At 60.2% G+C, this 18824-nt stretch carries 19 protein-coding genes and 3 riboswitches; of the genes, 14 read left to right on the top strand and 5 right to left on the bottom strand.

The annotated features are described in order from the left end of the window. The first annotated feature begins 596 nt into the window (after positions 1–596). The 10 genes from QM685_RS30845 (at position 597) to QM685_RS30800 (ending at position 9350) form a co-directional block, all read left to right on the top strand. Entirely contained in the window at positions 597–1991 is a 1395-nt protein-coding gene (locus QM685_RS30845) for an acetyl/propionyl/methylcrotonyl-CoA carboxylase subunit alpha (protein ID WP_415122609.1), read from the top strand. After that, positions 1988–2737, top strand: a complete 750-nt coding sequence (gene pxpB / locus QM685_RS30840; protein ID WP_415122607.1) for a 5-oxoprolinase subunit PxpB — start codon at positions 1988–1990, stop codon at positions 2735–2737. Before QM685_RS30845 ends, pxpB begins: the two co-directional genes overlap by 4 nt. After that, entirely contained in the window at positions 2734–3675 is a 942-nt protein-coding gene (locus tag QM685_RS30835) for a biotin-dependent carboxyltransferase family protein (RefSeq protein ID WP_415122605.1), read from the top strand. The genes pxpB and QM685_RS30835 overlap by 4 nt, the downstream gene beginning before the upstream one ends. A 2-nt stretch (positions 3676–3677) precedes the next feature. Beyond that, positions 3678–4451 carry a LamB/YcsF family protein gene (locus QM685_RS30830; protein ID WP_415122603.1) on the top strand — a complete coding sequence of 258 codons (774 nt, stop codon included), beginning with the start codon at positions 3678–3680 and terminating at the stop codon, positions 4449–4451. A gap of 8 nt (positions 4452–4459) precedes the next feature. Then, a complete protein-coding gene (locus QM685_RS30825; protein ID WP_415122601.1) occupies positions 4460–4690 on the top strand; it encodes a biotin/lipoyl-binding carrier protein in 231 nt (76 codons plus the stop codon). Between the two features lie 86 nt (positions 4691–4776). After that, on the top strand, positions 4777–6102 hold the full coding sequence (locus QM685_RS30820; protein WP_415122599.1) for an MFS transporter: 1326 nt from the start codon (positions 4777–4779) through the stop codon (positions 6100–6102). Positions 6103–6138: 36 nt separating this feature from the next. Beyond that, complete coding sequence (locus QM685_RS30815) at positions 6139–6954, top strand: putative hydro-lyase (RefSeq protein WP_415122597.1); 816 nt, start codon at positions 6139–6141, stop codon at positions 6952–6954. Positions 6955–7207: 253 nt separating this feature from the next. Further along, positions 7208–7633 (top strand): VOC family protein, encoded by a 426-nt coding sequence (locus QM685_RS30810; RefSeq protein ID WP_415122595.1) that lies wholly within the window; start codon positions 7208–7210, stop codon positions 7631–7633. 101 nt (positions 7634–7734) lie between these two features. Beyond that, a riboswitch (Fluoride riboswitch) is annotated at positions 7735–7800 on the top strand. 328 nt (positions 7801–8128) lie between these two features. Then, the gene (locus tag QM685_RS30805) at positions 8129–8701 is read left to right on the top strand and encodes an inorganic diphosphatase (protein ID WP_415122593.1); all 573 of its coding nucleotides are present in this window, start codon (positions 8129–8131) and stop codon (positions 8699–8701) included. Between the two features lie 199 nt (positions 8702–8900). Further along, a complete protein-coding gene (locus QM685_RS30800; RefSeq protein ID WP_415122591.1) occupies positions 8901–9350 on the top strand; it encodes a host attachment protein in 450 nt (149 codons plus the stop codon). Positions 9351–9637: 287 nt separating this feature from the next. On the opposite strand, the gene ilvD is transcribed toward QM685_RS30800, so the two are convergent. Next, the gene (gene ilvD, locus QM685_RS30795; RefSeq protein WP_415122589.1) at positions 9638–11311 is read right to left on the bottom strand and encodes a dihydroxy-acid dehydratase; all 1674 of its coding nucleotides are present in this window, start codon (positions 11309–11311) and stop codon (positions 9638–9640) included. Between the two features lie 219 nt (positions 11312–11530). After that, positions 11531–11598: riboswitch (Fluoride riboswitch) on the top strand. Positions 11599–12069: 471 nt separating this feature from the next. Here ilvD and gltA point away from each other — a divergent pair. The 4 genes from gltA (at position 12070) to QM685_RS30775 (ending at position 15686) form a co-directional block, all read left to right on the top strand. Further along, positions 12070–13341, top strand: coding sequence for a citrate synthase (gene gltA / locus QM685_RS30790; RefSeq protein ID WP_415122587.1), 1272 nt, complete (start codon positions 12070–12072; stop codon positions 13339–13341). A gap of 84 nt (positions 13342–13425) precedes the next feature. After that, a complete protein-coding gene (locus QM685_RS30785; RefSeq protein ID WP_415122585.1) occupies positions 13426–13776 on the top strand; it encodes a DUF3331 domain-containing protein in 351 nt (116 codons plus the stop codon). Positions 13777–14041: 265 nt separating this feature from the next. Continuing rightward, a riboswitch (Fluoride riboswitch) is annotated at positions 14042–14107 on the top strand. Between the two features lie 626 nt (positions 14108–14733). Then, a complete protein-coding gene (locus tag QM685_RS30780; protein WP_415122583.1) occupies positions 14734–15198 on the top strand; it encodes an IS1096 element passenger TnpR family protein in 465 nt (154 codons plus the stop codon). Between the two features lie 29 nt (positions 15199–15227). Beyond that, positions 15228–15686, top strand: a complete 459-nt coding sequence (locus tag QM685_RS30775; RefSeq protein WP_415122581.1) for a universal stress protein — start codon at positions 15228–15230, stop codon at positions 15684–15686. Between the two features lie 68 nt (positions 15687–15754). Here the strand turns inward: QM685_RS30775 and QM685_RS30770 are convergent, their stop codons facing one another. The 4 genes from QM685_RS30770 to QM685_RS30755 are packed head-to-tail and all read right to left on the bottom strand — an operon-like array spanning position 15755 to position 18820. Next, a complete protein-coding gene (locus QM685_RS30770) occupies positions 15755–16231 on the bottom strand; it encodes a PaaI family thioesterase (RefSeq protein ID WP_415122579.1) in 477 nt (158 codons plus the stop codon). Further along, positions 16224–17603 (bottom strand): acetyl-CoA carboxylase biotin carboxylase subunit, encoded by a 1380-nt coding sequence (gene accC, locus QM685_RS30765; protein WP_415122577.1) that lies wholly within the window; start codon positions 17601–17603, stop codon positions 16224–16226. The genes QM685_RS30770 and accC overlap by 8 nt, the downstream gene beginning before the upstream one ends. Further along, a complete protein-coding gene (locus tag QM685_RS30760; RefSeq protein ID WP_415122575.1) occupies positions 17596–18399 on the bottom strand; it encodes a LamB/YcsF family protein in 804 nt (267 codons plus the stop codon). Before QM685_RS30760 ends, accC begins: the two co-directional genes overlap by 8 nt. Further along, positions 18392–18820 (bottom strand): hypothetical protein, encoded by a 429-nt coding sequence (locus QM685_RS30755; RefSeq protein WP_415122574.1) that lies wholly within the window; start codon positions 18818–18820, stop codon positions 18392–18394. Before QM685_RS30755 ends, QM685_RS30760 begins: the two co-directional genes overlap by 8 nt. Positions 18821–18824: the final 4 nt, after the last annotated feature.

Raw genomic sequence — 18824 nt, 5'->3', positions numbered from 1 at the left:
GACAATATATATAACTTTTATTTTGGTGTCTCAGTCTTTTCCAATTGTCGGGACACTCGCGATTTAGCCCTTTCAATGCAGATGCCTTGCGATTGCCGTGGCCTCGTGAGTCGCTCCAACGGCCCTTGAATCGCCGTCATTAGCCGCCATTCGTGCGCAAACTCTTCCTCCCAGGGATTAACCCTCGGTCGCGCCTTTAGAGCGTTTTCCGTTTGGAACCAGATTGGGGCAGGTCGCCTTTTTCTTCCGATACTTCGCGAACGCCGCGATGGTCCGGAGTGCCCTTGCCGACGGGGCCAATCGGCTTTGCATCCGTATCGGCCACGGCTCTGCACCAAAGTGGCCGATGTTCCATTCATAGAGAATTATTTTGCTCAGTCCAAATATATATAGCTTTCCCTGTCTTTTTGGATCAGTAGACTCAGTCTCGTGGTGAACGACGGTCGGTGCGACAGCACCGCAAAAGATTATTTCCCGCAATCGCATCGGCCCTTTGCTGCGAGTCGGTTCAAAGGCGTCAGCGAGCATCCTGTTCAACAACAGCCAACGGCGAATCGCTGGTCCTCGTGACCCGCGGACGTCAACAATTTGCGCTTATGAAACGAATTCTTGTCGCCAATCGCGGAGAAATTGCCTGCCGCATTATCAAGGCAGCGCACGGACTGGGCATTGAAGCTATTGCAGTGTATTCGGATGCGGATAAAGGTTCGAAACACTGCGAAATGGCAGATATCGCGGTGCCCATCGGTCCGGCACCCGCGGTGAAGAGTTATCTGGTCGTACAGGCAGTGCTTGATGCCGGTGCTGCGAATGGCGCGGATGGCGTACACCCCGGATACGGCTTCCTCTCCGAGAACACGGAGTTTGCGCGCGCAGCCGAAGAACGCGGCATGACGTGGATTGGCCCGTCGACCACATCCATCGAGAACATGGGTGACAAGAATCGCGCTCGCACGATCGCTGAGCAGTGCGGTGTCCCGGTACTTCCCGGCAGCATTCGTTTTTCTCCCGACGACCTCTCGAAGCTCGAACAGGAAGCCGAACGAGTCGGCTTTCCGTTACTCGTCAAAGCGTCCGGCGGCGGTGGCGGCATCGGCATGAAGCGCGTGGATTCCATGGACGGGTTGCGGACTACGGTGACGACGACGCAACAGCTTGCTTCGAAGGCCTTCAACGATGCAGGCGTCTATCTCGAGCGCTACGTTCCGCGTGCGCGTCACATCGAAATTCAGGTGTTCGGTTATGGCGATGGCACGGCCGTGCATCTGTTCGAGCGCGAATGCTCGATTCAGCGGCGCTTCCAGAAGATCGTCGAAGAGAGCCCGGCACCCGGCCTGCCGGCTGATGTACTCGAACGGATGGAGTCCGCAGCGATGGCGCTTACCGAAAGCCAGCGCTACAGCGGCGCTGGCACCGTCGAATTTATCGTCGATGCGGACACCAATGAGTTCTTCTTTCTCGAGATGAACACGCGCATCCAGGTCGAACACGGTGTCACCGAAGCCATCACGGGTTGGGACCTCGTGCAGGCGCAGATCCTGTTGGCCGCGGGTCGCCTGAAGCGGCTCGAGCAGGGCGCCATCCGTCGTCGCGGCGCCGCCGTCGAATGCCGTCTGTATGCCGAGAATCCCGCGAAGAACTTCATGCCTTCGCCCGGCAAACTCGCGATGTTCGCGCTGCCGGAGGCGGTCAATGGCTTACGCATCGACACCGGCGTGCGAGCGGGAGACGCGATCTCGCCGTTTTACGACCCGATGATTGCGAAGCTCATCTCGTCGGGAAGCGATAGAACGCAGGCGCTGGAGGTCATGGCAGCGGCCCTCGCACAGTTGCAGATCGACGGAATCAAGCATAACGGTGAATTCCTTGCGGCGTTGATTCAGCACCCCGAATTCGTCGCTGGACGCGTCGACACGGGCTTCGTTCAGCGCGAGATAACGCGCTTGCTTTCCATTGCAAATGGCTCGGTACACGATGGAGTATCAGTATGAACGGCGTCAGCAGCCCAGGCGTTTCGACGATTTGCCGCTTGCGTCATTCGAGCGAGCGGATCGTGATCGTCGAGGTACAGGCGAGCGACCGGGTTGCCGCCAATCGCGTTGCGCGCGCAATCGCCGCTCGAATTGCCGCGGGCAATCACCCGTTCATCCACGACATCGTTCCCGCGATGACCACGGTCGGGGTTCACTACGATCCGCATCGCGTCGACGTGGGGTCGAGCGGAAAGCTTCCGTATCAGGTCGTCGAAGGCTTGCTCGAGCAACTCATCGACGACAACAGCGCGGGCTCGACGGATATGGGGCACGTGATCGACATTCCCGTCTGTTATGGCGGCGAGTACGGCCCCGACCTCGCTGAAGTGGCGCGGAGCTGTGGCTTGTCGGTCGACGACGTGGTGAAGCTTCACTCCGGCGAGCTCGTCGACGTCATGATGATCGGCTTCGCGCCGGGCCACCCCTACATCGGTCTTCTGGATCAGAAGCTGGCGCCCCCGCGCCGCGCAACCCCGCGTACCGCGGTGCCACCGGGCTCGGTCGGCCTCGCCAATCGTCAGAGCGTGATCTATCCGGTGACGCTGCCCGGCGGATGGAACCTTATCGGCCGCACGCCGCTGCGGATGTTCGACCCGTCGCGCGCCGATCCGTGCCTTCTCCAGGCAGGCGACAAGATCCGTTTTGTCTCCATCGGCCCCGCCGAGTTCGACGCTTTGAATCAGGATGCAGGAGCAGCGCGATGAGCATTGAAGTGTTGAAACCAGGAGCGCTGACCACGCTTCAAGACCTGGGCCGCCGTGGCTACCAAAGGCTCGGCGTTCCCGTCAATGGCGTGATGGACGAGCGTTCTCATCGGCTGGCCAATGCTTTGCTCGGGAACGCGCAAAGCGTGGCAACGCTGGAAATCACGTTGATGGGGCCGACGCTCCGCTTCGCGGTGGATGCGGTCATCGCCGTGACTGGCGCGGACCTCGACGCCAAGGTCGACGGCGAGCCGTTCCCGCGCAACGAAGCCAAGGTGGTCAGTGCAGGGAGCGAGCTTGCATTCGGCAAGCGTCGTTCGGGCGTGCGCGCCTACCTCGCCGTTCGTGGCGGTTTCAAGGTCGACCCCGTGATGGGTAGCGCGAGCCTTTTCGCGCGCGGCGGCTACGGTGGTTTCGCCGGACGGGCGCTCGCCAAAGGCGATGTCATTCAACTGAACGATTCGTCTGAAGCCAGGGTTTCGGTAGTCAACAAAGCGCCTGTTGCATCGGATGAGGACGTTCTCGCCGATGCCGAAGCACCAATCCGCGTGATGGCCGGACGCGAATGGGCGCTCTTCGATCCAGCCTCACGGCATGCATTTCTGCAGGAGCCGTTTCGTCTGACACCGCAGTCTGATCGCATGGGATTTCGACTTGAAGGCCCGAAGCTCGAACTCACGCACGCTACCCAGATGGAGTCGGAAGCCTTGGGGTTCGGGGCCATTCAGGTGCCGGCGGATGGCAATCCGATCGTGCTGATGGCAGACCGTCAGACCACGGGGGGCTATCCCAGGATCGCGCAGGTCTGCGCGGTGGACTTGCCTCGTCTCGCCCAGAAAATGCCGGGCGAGTCGCTCAAATTCAGCCTCATCGGCATCGACGACGCTCAACGGCTGCTTTTGTCGCAAGAGCGTATGTTCGCAACCTGGGAGACATGAGCATGCCGACAATCGACCTGAACAGCGACATGGGCGAGAGCTTTGGTGTGTACCGGCTCGGAGCGGATCGCGAGGTTCTCCGCCATGTCACATCAGCGAACATTGCTTGTGGTTTTCACGCCGGTGACCCGAAAACCATCAAGGCGACGGTTCGAGCGGCCGTCGAGGCAAACGTCGCGATTGGCGCACACCCCGGTTACAACGACCTGCAGGGTTTTGGTCGTCGGCCGATCCAGATGAGCGCCGATGAGATTTACGACATCACGGTCTATCAGATCGGGGCTGTGAAAGCGTTTGCCGAAGCTTGTGGTGCAACTCTGGCCCATGTGAAAGCCCATGGCGCGCTCTACAACGTGGCCGCGCGCAATCACGACGTAGCAACGGCACTTTGTGCCGCGGTTCGCGATGTCGACCGTAGTCTGATTTTTTTCGGCCTGTCCGGTTCGAAGCTGATCGACGCTGCCAATGAGGCCGGCTTGCGCTGCGCCCAGGAAGTCTTCTCCGATCGCACGTATCAGGACAATGGTGCGTTGACGCCGCGCGGCGACCCGCGCGCCATGATTACCGACGTCAATATCGCCGTCGAGCAGGTTCTGACGATGCTTGATAGCAAACGTGTCCGTTCGGTGAATGGAGCGTGGGTCGATGTACAGCCCGATACCCTCTGCATCCACGGCGACCAGCCCGGAGCGGTTGCGTTCGCAGCAGCCGTGAGCGCTGCCCTCAGGGATGCCGGGGTCACCCTTCAGACACCGGCTATCCAGCCGCACATGTAGAGACCGTCATGACAAAACAACCTGTTCCCATCGTCGCGGAAACAACCGGTTCTCTCTGGAAAATTGTCGTCCAGCCGGGCGAGCATCATGCAGCCGGCGCGGAGCTCTTCGTTCTCGAGTCCATGAAGATGGAGATTCCTGTCGAGGCTGAAGTGTCCGGCACCCTGCATGAGTATCACGTCGTTGAAGGCGACGTCGTCGAAGAAGGGCAAGTCGTAGCCACGTTCATTCCTGACTGAAACCGTCCACCGCTGGTAGATGTCCTTAATCCGGTGTTGGGTCATACCCCGATGCCGTCGAATGGTCTTCCTAACGAGTTAGAGATATGTCTAATGCTTCGTCTGCCCCTCTTGAGGCTCAGGCTTCGACTGCCGGAACCGGGTCGTCGCCTGCCACCGCGCGCAAAGCGGCCATAGCCGCGGCCGCCGGAACGGCGATCGAATATTACGAATTCGGCGTGTACGGCTATATGGCGGCGATCATTGGGCCGCTGTTCTTTCCCTCGGATAAGCCGACTGCTGCGCTGCTATCGGTGCTGGCCATATTCGGCAGCGCCTTTCTGATGCGACCCATCGGTGGCATCGTTCTGGGCCGCCTCGGTGACCGGGTGGGACGCAAGTCGGTGTTGCTGACGACGGTGATCGGCATGGGCATCGCGACGGCGGCTGTCGGTCTGCTGCCTGTCGCCTCGGTCGCGGGCATTCTGTCGCCGCTCGCGCTGTTGCTCGTACGGTTGGCCCAAGGCTTTTTCTCGGGGGCTGAAGTGACCGGTTCGGCCGCCTACGTCGCCGAGTCCGCGCCGCGCGGCCGCCGTGGTTTCTATGGCGCTGCGACACCCGTGGGCGTCGCCATCGGAGGCGCGCTTGCCGCCGCGGTCTGCGGTCTGACCACGGGCTTTATCAGCAGCGCGCAGTTGCACGACTGGGGATGGCGTATTCCGTTCCTGATGGCGCTTCCGCTGGTAATTTTCTCGGCATTCATGCGCCGTCGGATCGAGGAGTCGGCCGTTTTCCGTCGTGTGGCCGAGACCAGCGAACCGCCCAAGGCACCGCTGTCGGAAGTCTTCAGGCATCACCGGCTGCCGATGCTCCGGGTGTTCCTGATTTCTCTCGGCCAGAACGTCGGCTACTGGGTCGGCTTCGTGTTCATGAGTATCTATCTGATCACGTACCTCAAATACGATAAGACCAGCGTCTATTGGGCCATGTCTATCGTGAGCATCACGATGGCCATGTTGATGCCGATGTGGGGTGGCCTGTCGGACCGGATTGGGCGCAAGAAGGTGCTCTATATCGGCTTCGCGGCGTACGCTCTCCTCGTGATCCCGATGATGACGATCATGAACCTCCATAACACGGCGCTCACTTTTGTTGCGTTGTTCATCGTCGCGTTGCCGATGCCGATCGTGCAATCGGTCGGCTATCCGACCTACGCCGAACAGTTCCCAACGCGAGTTCGCTATACCGGCATGGCGTTCAGCTTCAACTTCGGGACGATTCTCGGTGGCGGCGTGACGCCGTATATCGCGACGGCCCTGATCGGCCACACGGGGAACCTGCTGAGTCCCGCCTACCTGCTTGTCGCCGCGGCAGTCATAGGTTTCGTTACGCTGGCCGGCGTTCGCGAGACCGCTGACGAAGCGCTGGCGTGAGTGGGCTGCTTCGAGGACAAGGAAAAGGAGGAAAGCATGCAAAACACGAATGTGGTCGACAACAATTGCGAAAAGCGGGTGCTGACGCCGCGTGAGGAACGCCTGCGGATTCGTGCGGGTTTCAGCGGCAACACGAGCGGCATGGCGCCGGGGTACGGTCAGGGAAACCTGGTCATCCTGCCGCGCGACTGGGCGGACGATTTCAAACGCTTCTGTCAGGCAAACCCGACGCCGTGCCCGCTGATCGGCATGACCGGGGAGGGCAGCAGCTACGTACCGGGTCTTGGCGACGACGTGGACCTGCGGACGGACCTGCCGCGCTATCGGGTCTGGAAGGATGGGGTGCTGGAGCGTGAGGTCACCGACATTTCGGACCTGTGGCGTGACGATTTCGTCGGTTTCGTCATCGGCTGCTCGCTGTCCTTCGAATCCGCGCTGCAAGACGCGGGACTCGAGGTTCGCCATGTCGACGAAGGAAAGGTCGTGCCGATGTATCGTACCTCGCTTGCCACTACACCGGTCGGTGCGTTTTCGGGGCCGATGATTGTCTCGATGCGTCCCTACACCCCGGACCAGGTCCGGATTGCGACCGAGGTGTGCGCGAAGCTACCGGGCGCTCACGGAGCGCCGGTACACGTCGGCGATCCATCCAGAATCGGGATTGCGAACGTCAATGTGCCCGACGAAGGCGAACCGACTGAAATCAGGGCGGGCGAGCTGCCGGTCTTCTGGGGCTGTGGCGTGACCCCGCAGGCTGCCGTCATGGCGGCACGGCCGCCAATCTGCATCACGCATTCGCCGGGTTACATGCTGCTCTGCGATTTGCGCACCGAAGACTTGCGGCTGCTTTGAATACTTGTGGTTCAAGCCCGCATATGCGACGCCCATCAGTCGATTCATCAATCTGGATTGTGTAAAAGATAAATATCTATTGCTTTAGTTTTTGTGACTGGCAATTTAGTATGAAACGGTTGCGATAGCGTTTCGTCTTGTCAGTCGCACTGCGCTGACCGGGCAGGGTGATTCCCCGTCTGGCCGTTTTCCACCATAGCGTGCGCTTGTGTAAATCCACAGCGAACACGTCATAACCTGGCCTTGTATAACCATGAGTCTCTCCCCCTTTCATCTCGCCATCCCGGTGTACGATCTTCCCGCCGCCCGAAATTTTTATGGTGAAGTTTTCGGTCTCGCGGAAGGCCGTTCCAGCACGCAATGGGTTGACTTCGACTTTTATGGTCATCAACTGGTCATCCACGAGCAGCCGAAGACGCCGTCGCAGGAAAAGCTCAACAGCAATCCCGTCGATGGCCATGACGTGCCGGTGCCGCACTTCGGCATCGTGTTGAAGTGGGAAGAGTGGGAAGCGCTCGCGGAGCGGCTGAAGTCGTTCGATACCAAGTTCGTTATCGACCCGTATATTCGCTTCAAGGGTGAAGTGGGCGAGCAAGCGACGATGTTCCTGCTCGACCCGTGCGGCAACGCGCTGGAATTCAAGGCTTTCAAGGATATGAGCCAACTGTTCGCAAAGTAGAGGCAGAACTTTTAGCATCAACGTGGTTGACGTCAAGCCGCCCATGTCTTCCTGCCAGCGGTTCGCGATGTACGTGCATGCACGTACATCGCATGTTATTCTTTGGCGACGGAGATGGCATTCTCCTTAACTGCCGCACATGCGCGGCTAATGATGCCTACGAGTCCCGGGGTGGAGATCGTAGGCGTTCGCCAGAATGTCCGCACCCGGTTGTCCCATACTGCCAGGTGATCTCCGTGACCTCATTTCAGACTTCACGAGCTTGTGCTTCGTCCTTGCGACGAGTCAATGCACTGCGCGGCACGCTCAATTCCCGAACCCCCGTGTCATCACTGCGTCCGCACGTACGTATAGCGTCAATCCGTCTTTCTCGTTCCGCAGTAGTTCCGTCCCGTTCAGAAACCCGAAGGTCGCGAGAAATCCAGTGATGTGAGCCACGATCGGGTACCCCGTGTGAAGGGGGCGGTTTGAATACGCGTTACATCGAGGTGACGCATGGGAAAAAGCCAGAGTATCGAGTTGCTGTTCGGTCATCTTTCGCCTGGTGACGACGTGCTGGCGGAATTGAATGTGATTATTCGCCTGCCGGGGCAGAGCACGGCGGTCAGTTACGAGCGTGACCCGCGATATAACCTTCTGCGGGTCCGGTCCATCGCGGGTGGCGGTTCACGCTTCTGGCAAAACTATGGATTCGTTCCCGGCACGCGTGCTCAGGACGGAGATCCGCTGGATATCGTTGTATTTGCACCATTTCCCCTTGAGCGTCTTTCAGTCGTTGTCTGCCGACCTGTTGGCATGCTTTCTGTCGTGCACCATGCGATTACGGAGGAGAAGATCGTCGCCATGGTGTCGGATCGGATTTGCGCCGCATCTGCGCCGGTGCAGCGTCTGGAGGATCTGGGCGACTACGCATTGACGCAGGTCAAGGCTTTCTTCGAGAACTATTGTGGCGTTGGTCAGGCGGAAGCGGTCCAGTGCGGCGATTGGGGGGACCTTCATGCTGCGGAGCGCGTAATTCTGGGCGCTGTAAAGTCGTTTGAAGACAGTGCGAGTTGCACGCGCCGGTGAATCTGGTCTCGGGAATTGGCAGGTAACCGGAAAGCGCTGGACGCCGATGCGACGTGCAATTCTTCGACGCGAGTATCTCGGCTTTTCTGCCCTTCGCTGTGCGGCTACTTGCGAATGCCATCGGACGACGGTAGGCGGTTACGCAGGTTTTGCATCGTCCATGGAGTAGGGAAAGCACGTGTGTCGTGAGGAAATCAAGATGAAAAAGACAATCTGGATTGTTGTAGCTAATCAGGCGATCTCCAGAATCTTCGAGGCGGCGAGTGCCTCCGGAGCGATCGAGGAGAAAATCTCAGTCATTCATCCCGCTTCGCGGCTAAGAGAAAAGGATCTCGTCTCCGATGCGCCGGGGCGCACGTACGACAGATTCGGCGCGGGCCGTCACAGGACAGATCCCGGCAGTTCACAGCATGCTCATGAGGCGACAGGCTTTGCAGCCGAAATCGCTTCGACGATGAGGGACGCTGTATCGAAAGGCGCCGTTGGCACGCTGATCCTCATCGCGCCGGCTACGTTTCTCGGAGAGCTGCGTGGCAAGCTGGATTCGGTCACGTTACAGCACGTGACACTCGAGATCGTCAAAGATCTTACTCACCTCGACGCAGCCGGGATCAGGAGTCGTCTGCCGGAATTCCTGCCCAGACACTGACGGGTAAGTATCCCGGATACCTCTGTGATGACGACGATTCTGGATCGGACTTCGGAGCATTCCCCAATAAGTGCCGATGCGACTGTCCGGAGATGGTCAGGCATGGTCCGAAGCTTTTTGAATACCGTCTCCATGCTGTATCAACCTGGTGGACGTCATATTCGACCGGTGAAAGCGGAGCGTTGCGGAATGCCTTGATGCTCGCGTTATCAAAGCATCCTTTTCCAATGCTTCTGTTGCCTGGAAAAGGATGCTGCAGCCTTCAGCGGATGACGTCAGTACCGGCTTTAGCCCGTCACACCTCCTCTGTTTGCCGGCAGCGCGAGGGCGGCATATTTCGCCAGCACACCGCGTGTATAACGCGGTGCCGGCGGCCTCCATGCGGCACGTCGACGTTCGATTTCGGCGTCGTCCACGTTGAGTTGCAACAGCAGTCGATGCGCATCGATCGTAATCGAATCACCTTCCTCAACGAGCGCAAGGGTGCCGCCCGCGAAGGCTTCGGGAGCCACATGACCCACGACCATGCCCCAGGTGCCCCCCGAGAAACGTCCATCCGTGATAAGGCCGACCGATTCCCCGAGCCCCTGGCCGACGATCGCCGACGTGGGCGCCAGCATTTCCGGCATACCTGGGCCACCTCGCGGCCCCAGGTATCGCAGCACTGCAATATCGCCCGCCTTGATCCTGCCTGAAACGATAGCGGCAAGAGCGCTTTGTTCGTCGTCGAACACGCGGGCGGGGCCGGTCATGACGAGGCTCTTCAGGCCGGTGATCTTTGCGACTGCGCCGTCCGTGGCAAGATTTCCCTTGAGGATCGCAAGGTGTCCCTGCTCGTAGAGCGCCTTTTCAATCGGGAAAATAACGTCCTGGCCAGCTGGGGGCGTCGAGGGTACATTCTTCAGTTCCTCTGCGATGGTCTTACCCGTGATCGTGACGCAGTCGCCGTTCAGCAGGCCGGCATCGAGAAGAATACGGAGTACCTGAGGAATGCCGCCCGCCTTGTGAAGGTCCGTGGCCACATACTGGCCCGGCGGCTTGAGGTTGCAGATCACCGGTATTTTCTTACGCATGCGCTCGAAGTCGTCAATGGTCCATTCCACTTCGGCCGCGTGTGCAATAGCCAGGTAATGTAATACCGCGTTGGTCGAGCCACCCGTTGCCATGACGAGCGCCACGGCATTCTCGATGGATTTTCTGGTGATGATGTCGCGCGGTTTCAGATCGGCTTTCACTGCTTCCACCAGTACACGTGCCGATTCCGCGGCAGAATCGACCTTTTCCTGGTCCGGGTTGGCCATCGTCGATGAATACAGCAGTGACATGCCGAGTGCCTCGAACGAGGAACTCATCGTGTTGGCCGTATACATACCCCCGCATGAGCCGGTGGACGGGCACGCATTGCGCTCGATGCCTTCGAAATCTCGCTGCGTCATGCGTCCGGCAGTGAATTCTCCGACCGCCTCGAAAGACGATACGATCGTCAGATCAACGCCTTTCCAGTTTCCCGGACGAATCGTTCCGCCGTAGACGAAGATGCCCGGAACGTTGGTGCGCGCAAGCGCCATCATGCCGCCCGGCATGTTCTTGTCGCACCCACCGACCACGACCACGCCGTCCATCCATTGGCCCTGAACCGCCGTCTCAATGCAGTCCGCGATCACTTCGCGCGAGACGAGCGAATACTTCATACCTTCGGTGCCCATTGCCATACCGTCCGAGACCGTCGGCGTGCCGAAGGTTTGCGGGTTCGCATCGGACCTCCTGATCGCTTCTACCGCGGCATCGGTCAGACGCTGAAGTCCGGCATTGCAAGGCGTGATGGTTGCATGGGCATTCGCGATGCCGATCATCGGCTTGTCGAAGTCTTCCTTACTGTAGCCGAGTGCGTAAAACATTGAGCGATTCGGCGAGCGGGAGACCCCTTGCGTAATGTTCTTTGAGCGGCGGTTGTAAGCCATGGGGACGGTTCCTTTGTCGGTCATCTTCTGGAAATTGCATGACGGAGCATGATCCGCATCCGGTCAGGCGTCCAATATGTTGTACCGGTCGTATTAAGTCGCAAAAGCTATCAGTAGACGGTTTCTGTTACGCCGGAGTGCGAGCCTTTGCAGGCTGTGGAGCAGCTATTGCGCTGCGCGACGGGCTGTTGCACCGCGGGACTGATTTCGGTTAAGCTTGGTTTCAACGGAGATGGCATACCTCCAGTAACTGCCGGCAGCAGCCGGCTAATGATGCCTACGCGTTCCTGGTCAGGGAAGTGTAGGCAACTTCGCGGCGCTCCGATGCCCAGGTTTGAGTCCTTCAAACCAACAGATCCCAAATGCAATTTTCGCAGGCACGGCCGTGCCGGCTATCGCGTACGACAGGATCCGATCCCCCGGGTTTCTTGTTCCATGGCGCGTGTGTCGAAGCCGAAAGTCCGATGCGCGGCTCTTCAAGCTGGACATACGGCGTCGCTCACGACGTTGTGCATGGAAATCGGACGCCTTTGCACCTGAGGCCGCAATTGCGACGATATTCTTACGAGGTCGTTTCATAGTGCGTCGTTTACGACGACGGGCAGACCTGGCTGCTTTACGACCGTCGACGGATAGTGGCGAGGATATCAATACCTCTATGACATTGAGGCGTGGCTGTTGACTGAGCTGCGGCGCCCTCGATGGAACATCACATGTACGGAGTTAATGCTATGGATATAAAAAAAGGGCAGACGGCAATGCTTGAAATCCCTGAACGGGGTCAGGCGATAGAACTGCCTGTATTGCGTGGAACCACGGGGCCCGAGGTAATCGATATCCGAAAGCTTTACGCGCAGACGGGCTTGTTCACATATGACCCCGGCTTCATGTCAACAGCAGCGTGTATCTCGGCAATCACGTATATCGATGGTGACAAGGGGGAGCTACTTTATCGTGGCTATCCGATCGAACAACTGGCGGTGACTACGGATTTTCTCGAAACATGTTTTTTGCTGCTGAGAGGCGAGTTGCCCAGTGCCGCGCAAAAAGGCGAGTTCGTCAATACGGTCACGACGCATACGATGGTCCATGAGCAGATGCAGTTCTTCTTCCGTGGCTTTCGTCGCGACGCGCATCCGATGGCGATTCTGGTCACCGCGGTCGGCGCCTTGTCCGCGTTCTATCACGACTCGCTCGATATCAACAATCCCCGTCACCGTGAAGTGGCAGCGATCCGCATGATCGCGAAGCTGCCGACGCTGGTCGCGATGGCGTACAAGTACAGCATCGGCCAGCCGTTCGTTTATCCGAAGAACGACCTGTCGTACAGCGCGAACTTCATGCACATGATGTTCTCGAACCCGTGCGAAGAGTACAAGGTCAACGACGTGCTGGTGCGCGCGCTCGACCGCATCCTGATCCTGCACGCGGACCACGAGCAGAACGCGTCGACGTCGACCGTGCGTCTGGCCGGTTCGTCGGGGGCGAACCCGTTTGCGTGTATCGCGGCCGGTATCGCGTGTCTGTGGGGTCCTGCGCACGGCGGCGCTAACGAAGCCGCGCTGAATATGCTGGAAGAAATCGGCTCGGTCGACAACATTCCCGAGTTCATCAAACAGGTGAAGGACAAGAACTCGGGCGTGAAGCTGATGGGCTTCGGCCATCGCGTCTACAAGAACTACGACCCGCGCGCGAAGCTGATGCGCGAGACCTGCCACGAAGTGCTCGAGGAGCTGGGCCTGCACGACGACCCGCTGTTCAAGCTGGCGATGGCGCTCGAGAAAATCGCGCTGGAAGACGAATACTTCGTGTCGCGCAAGCTGTACCCGAACGTCGACTTCTACTCGGGCATCGTGCAGCGCGCGCTGGGCATCCCGACCTCGATGTTCACGTGCATCTTCGCGATGGCGCGCACGGTCGGCTGGATCGCGCAGTGGAACGAAATGATCGCCGATCCCGAGCAGAAGATTGGTCGTCCGCGTCAGTTGTACGTGGGAGAAATGCGACGCGATGTTCGGCCAGTGCGATAACGCTCTCGATTCCGGCCTGCTGCGGCCGCTCACGGCAGTGCTGCCCGGCACCGGAAATGTTCATCTCAAGAAGGCTGAAACATCATGGACAAAGACCTGACGGAAAACCGGGTGCTGGAGATGGCGCTACCTGACGGGATACAGGCGCCTGCCATCTCTGACGGCGTTCCAATCGTTCGCGTGATTGACAGGGTCGACGCAAAAACGGTCCTTCTGTCGTGGAGCGATGCGCTCTCCGGCCGCTACGGGGAGCAGACATGGAAAATGTCCGACGCAAAACGTTCGGGCAGATGCGTGTTGAGCGGGAGATGGATCGTACGAGGGGAGCCGGTCTATCGACCGCAAGCGCGTCCGCGGCCGCGCAACGCCGAGGCCATGATATCCGCGGCGTCGCTCGAGGCTCTCGCCAGATGCGAATCGCCGACCTTCTTGTGATCCATTGATCTTGCGCCCCATGCGGATTGCTCCCGATCAGGCACCGGCGCCTCGCTGCACCCCAAGCATTCGTATGTGGGGGTGCCAGCTCCACTCCGAACCGCTACCCGATGGAGCAGAAAATAATCTCCATGCGACGGATAGCATTGGAAAATAGTCATCACCGGGCCATTCTGGATCGGAAGTCCAGGTGGATTGAACCGCTTCATGCGGTGACAATGCCGCTGTGTCTCGCGCTTGCGCCACGAAAGCAGTCACAGTATCCTTGAAATCAGGAGATGGCGATTCTCCTTAATCGCCAGCCTCTCCGGCTAATGATGCCTACCGTTGGCGCACCGGGCGCTTTACAGACAACCGTAGGCATTCGAATGCTTGCCGGAAATGACACAAGGTTTTCAATCCTCCACGGACAAGGTCATCCGGCCGCAATTTTCCTGCTGAAAAACCGCTTTGAGCACGGTTAGGTCGTTTCCTTGTTTTTTGCCTAACCTTTGCAAAAAAACTCGGTGCGTCGACAGTAGACTGCCGGCGGCCTGAGTTTGACGTTGGGCCGAGGTGAGTTACTTGCCGCGCTTTTTCTGCCGGCTTCATGCTCAAAAATTCGGAGGTCGCACCATGACAAAGAATGTACCGAAGACGTCTAGCAAACCCGCCGCTTCCGGGAATCAGAAGAATCGTACGAGTGACCCCACGGAAAAAGAGGTTGACGAAGCGATCGACGAGTCCTTTCCCGCCAGCGATCCACCTGCTTTAGGAGGAAGTACGCGAATAGAAAGTGGACCGGAGCCGGAAAAACACAAGGCTCCCGCAAAGGAACATGGCAAGCACTCCTCGTCGCCGTCGACGCCAAAGTCTCGCGGTTCCTGAGCGCGTGAACTGGTGGTCCACCTGTGAGGGAATTTCAATCTGCGCGGCCAGTCGTGAGTCGAATAAATAGGTGAAAAACAGGCCCTCTCATTGTGGCGATGGAACGCGGGTTCAACGGGAGGGTACAGGCTCGAAATTGACGGTCTGGTTTATGCCAACGCAGCATTTGCACAAGGCGAACTCGAAGGCGCAATCCTGAATGAGCGCACGTACCGGCTGAATGATCTGATGCGCGCGGAGCAGGTGTTCACGTATCGCTACGACTTTGACAGCAACTGGTCGCATCGTATCCTGGTCGAGTCGGCCGTCCAGGCTGACGACCTGCCGGGCTATGCGACCGTGCTGGCAGGAGCCCGGGCGTCTCCGCCCGAATCGCTCGATGGGCCTGAAGCTTATCGAAGCTTCAGAAGGGCGACGGCCCGGGATGCGCTCTCACATCAGGCCCACGCATACCGCCTTCTCGTGGGCGACGATTACGACCCCGACCGGTATGACCGGCAGGCGGCCAATGCGGCATTGCAGCGCCTCGCCCGCAACCGGTGGGCAGACGAATGAGTGTCTTCACGTGTGCTGGAGAGAAAATCATGCGTGCACTATTACTTGCCTACGATGGCTCAGAACCAGCCCGTCTGGCTGCCAGTTTTGCGATCGAGATGGCCGGTCGGTACGGTGCGCGCCTGCATGTGCTATGCGTCGCGGGGGAGCGCGACCTTGGGCTGGAGCTGGATACGGAGTCCCTGGTGAATCAGGAAATCATCCATTGTGAGGAGGTTCTTGCTGAACTCGACCTTGGCAGGATAGAACACGCAAAGACCGCTTTTGCCGTAGGTGCCGCGGCGGAAGAAATCATCAGATATGCCCGCGAGAATGACATCGACCACATTGTTGTCGGTCATCGCGGCCACGGCCTGCTGGATCGCTGGATGATCGGGTCGGTGGCCCGCCATGTCGTCGCCTTTGCCCCATGCGCGGTGACCGTTGTGCGGGAACCGCAGCCCGATGCATCCAGCGATCAGGGCGCGGTTGGAGAATCCGGCGAATAAACCACGGCGTGGTTCGACATGCGTCGACGCTGCAATTGCAATGAGAGCAACGATACGACTGGAGCGATTTACGTGATCGATGGCGGGACGACGGCAGGGACGTTTGGATAGGCGTCCCCGTCGGACGACGGCGCTTTCCAGGTCGAGGTCGCGACGGCGACCAGCTTTCCCGCGTCGTCATAAAGGCGCGATTCCAGAAATGCGATGCTGCGCCCGCGCTGCAGGAAGCGCGCCTGGCAACGGGCGTTGCCCCGGCTGAGCGGGCGCAGATACTGGACTTTCATTTCCAGTGTCGGTGCGCCTGCGCCGTAGGCATGGTTCACCAGATGCCCCATCGACACGTCCATGACCGTCGCGATGATCCCGCCATGCAGCGTGCCGGCCGGATTGAACAGAAAGTCCCGAACGGGGAAACGCACGACGGCGCCATCCTCCGGATAGGCGATGTCGAGGTCGAGCAGACGTGTCAGAAAAAACGTGCCGAAGCCCGGCTCATACGTTTGCAATGCCGTTTCGAAAGCGGATCGGGCGGCGGTTTCATCCATTTGGCGTTCCTTTCGGTGACAGCGACATCTCTGTTCGCTTGAGCAGATTTTCCAGGTGATGAATCGTCGGCCCGCCACTTCGCACGTGGTCGTCCGTCAGAATCATCCGATGAAAATCCTTGTTGGTCTTGATGCCTTCGATGACCGTTTCGGACAGCGCGATCTCCATCCGGCGAAGCGCTTCGTCGCGATCGGTTCCGTGAGCGATCAGCTTGGCGATCATCGCATCGTAGGACGAAGGGATGGCGACGCCGGCCCGGATATGGCTATCCACCCGGATTCCCGGTCCGCCGGGCAGATCGAAGCGCGTCACGGTGCCGGGGGACGGAATGAAGGTCGACGGGTCCTCGGCATTGATGCGGCATTCGATCGCGTGGCCGCGCAGCACGATGTCCGACTGTCGCCACGGCAGTGCGTGTCCCATCGCCACCATGATCTGCGCGCGTACGAGGTCGATGCCCGTCACCATCTCCGTGACCGGATGCTCGACCTGAACGCGCGTGTTCATCTCGATGAAGGCGAACGTGCCGTCCTGATACAGGAACTCGAAAGTGCCCAGGCCCCGATAGCCGATCTGCCGGCACGCTTCGACGCAGCGAAGGCCGAGCTTCCCGATTGCATCGCGCGGAACGCCGGGAGCTGGCGCTTCTTCGAGCACTTTCTGATGGCGGCGCTGGAGCGAGCAGTCGCGGTCGCCGAGATGGATCGCGTTGCCATGCTGGTCGCACAGCACCTGGATCTCGACATGCCGGGGGTGATCGAGGAATTTCTCGATGTAGAGCGTGGGATTGCCGAATGCGTTGCGGGCCTCCTCGGCGGTGATGGCGATGGCCGCGTCGAGTTCGCCGGCGTCCTTCACTACCCGCATGCCGCGTCCGCCCCCGCCGCCCGCCGCCTTGACCATGACCGGATAGCCGAGGGCCGCGGCGAGCGCATGCGCTTCTTGCGCATCGGACGTGATCGGCTCGCTGGGGCCTGGCACGCATGGGACGCCGGCGGCCTGCATCGCCTGCTTGGCGGCGATCTTGTCGCCCATGCGGCGGATCGTGTCGGCGTTCGGACCGATGAACACGCGGCCGTCGGCTTCGACTTTCTCGGCGAAGCCGGCGTTTTCCGACAGGAAGCCGTAGCCGGGATGAATCGCGTCCGCCCCGGTTTCCTCGGCCGAGAAGAGAAGGGCCGCCTGGTTCAGATAGCTTTGCGCGGCCGGTGCGGGTCCGATGCAGACCGCGACGTCCGCCATGCGCACGTGGGCGCTGTCCCGATCGGCCTCCGAATACACGGCGACGGTACGCAAGCCGAGCAGGCGGCACGCGCGCTGAATACGCAGCGCGATTTCACCGCGATTGGCGATCAATACGGTTTCAAACATGAGGCGGTCCCCCTGGCGTACCCGCATTCAGGCGGCTGATCGGAACGATGCTGCCTCCGGCGGCTTGCACCGCGTCGCGGATGGCGCGCGCGATATCGACGGCGTTCGGTGTATCGCCGTGGATCATCACCGTTTGCGCCGGCATCGCGACGGCGCGGCCGTCCACGGTGTCCACCACGCCGTCCGCGATGAAGCGGCGTATGCGCCTCGCGACATCGTCGGGATTGCGCAGCACGGCGCCGGGTTGCCGGCGCGAAACCAGTCGGCCGTCGGCCGCGTAGCCGCGGTCCGCCGAGAAGATGCCGATGCTTTCGAGCCCGTGCCGGTGCGCTGCGCGCATGATCATCGTTCCCGGCGACGTGGAGATGATGACCCGGCGATCGAAGGCGGCAATCGCGCCGATCAGCGACATCGCCAGCGTTTCGTCCTCGCAGGCCATGTCGCCGAGCGCGCCGTGGAAGCTCGCATGAGTGACCCGGCTGCCCGCGGCCGCCGCGAGCGCATGCAATGCGCCGAATTGATAGAGGACATGGCTCGCGAAACGCTCGCCGTCGAGCGCGATGCGTCGCCGCCCGAAGCCGATGCGGTCGGGCAGGCCGATATGCGCGCCGATATCGACGCCGGCCGCGTTCGCGGCGCTCACGGTACGCGCCATGATTTCCGCATCGCCGGCGTGGTAGCCGCACGCGACGTTGACCGACGACAGGACCGGCAGCAATGACAGGTCGTCGCCGAGCTGCCATGGCCCGTAGCCTTCGCCCATGTCGGTATTGAGATCGAGACGGATGTCAGTCATGGGCGTCTTCCGGGGCTCTCAGGCGCAGCACTTCCTGGCCGTGGCCCGTCAGCGCGCCGGCCTCGACGAGCACGGCATCCAGCGTGCCCGCGCATGGCGCGCGGACCGCGCGATAGATCAGCCCGCTGCGCAGCAGCCCGACGACGTCGCCGTCGCGCACGGCATTGCCCGGTTCCGTGAACGGTGCGGCGGCGAGCGGATGCGCGGGAAGAAACACGCCGAAGCCGGCGGTGCGGACCGGAGCCGCTTTTGTCGCTGCTGCCGCCGCCGGCAACGTCGGCGCGGCGGCGCGCGGTTCCGGTTCCGCATCGACATGAAACTCCAGATGGACACGGCAGCCGGGTGCCTCGATCAGCAGGCGGGACACACGGCTCGCTCGGGCATGGGCGGCAAGCTGCGCGATCTGTGAAGTTGTCAGCATGGGG

Source organism: Paraburkholderia sp., assembly GCF_047605525.1.
Classification (GTDB): domain Bacteria; phylum Pseudomonadota; class Gammaproteobacteria; order Burkholderiales; family Burkholderiaceae; genus Paraburkholderia.
The sequence above is the reverse complement of the archived record's forward strand: the minus strand, read 5'-3'. Positions and strand labels throughout refer to the sequence as shown.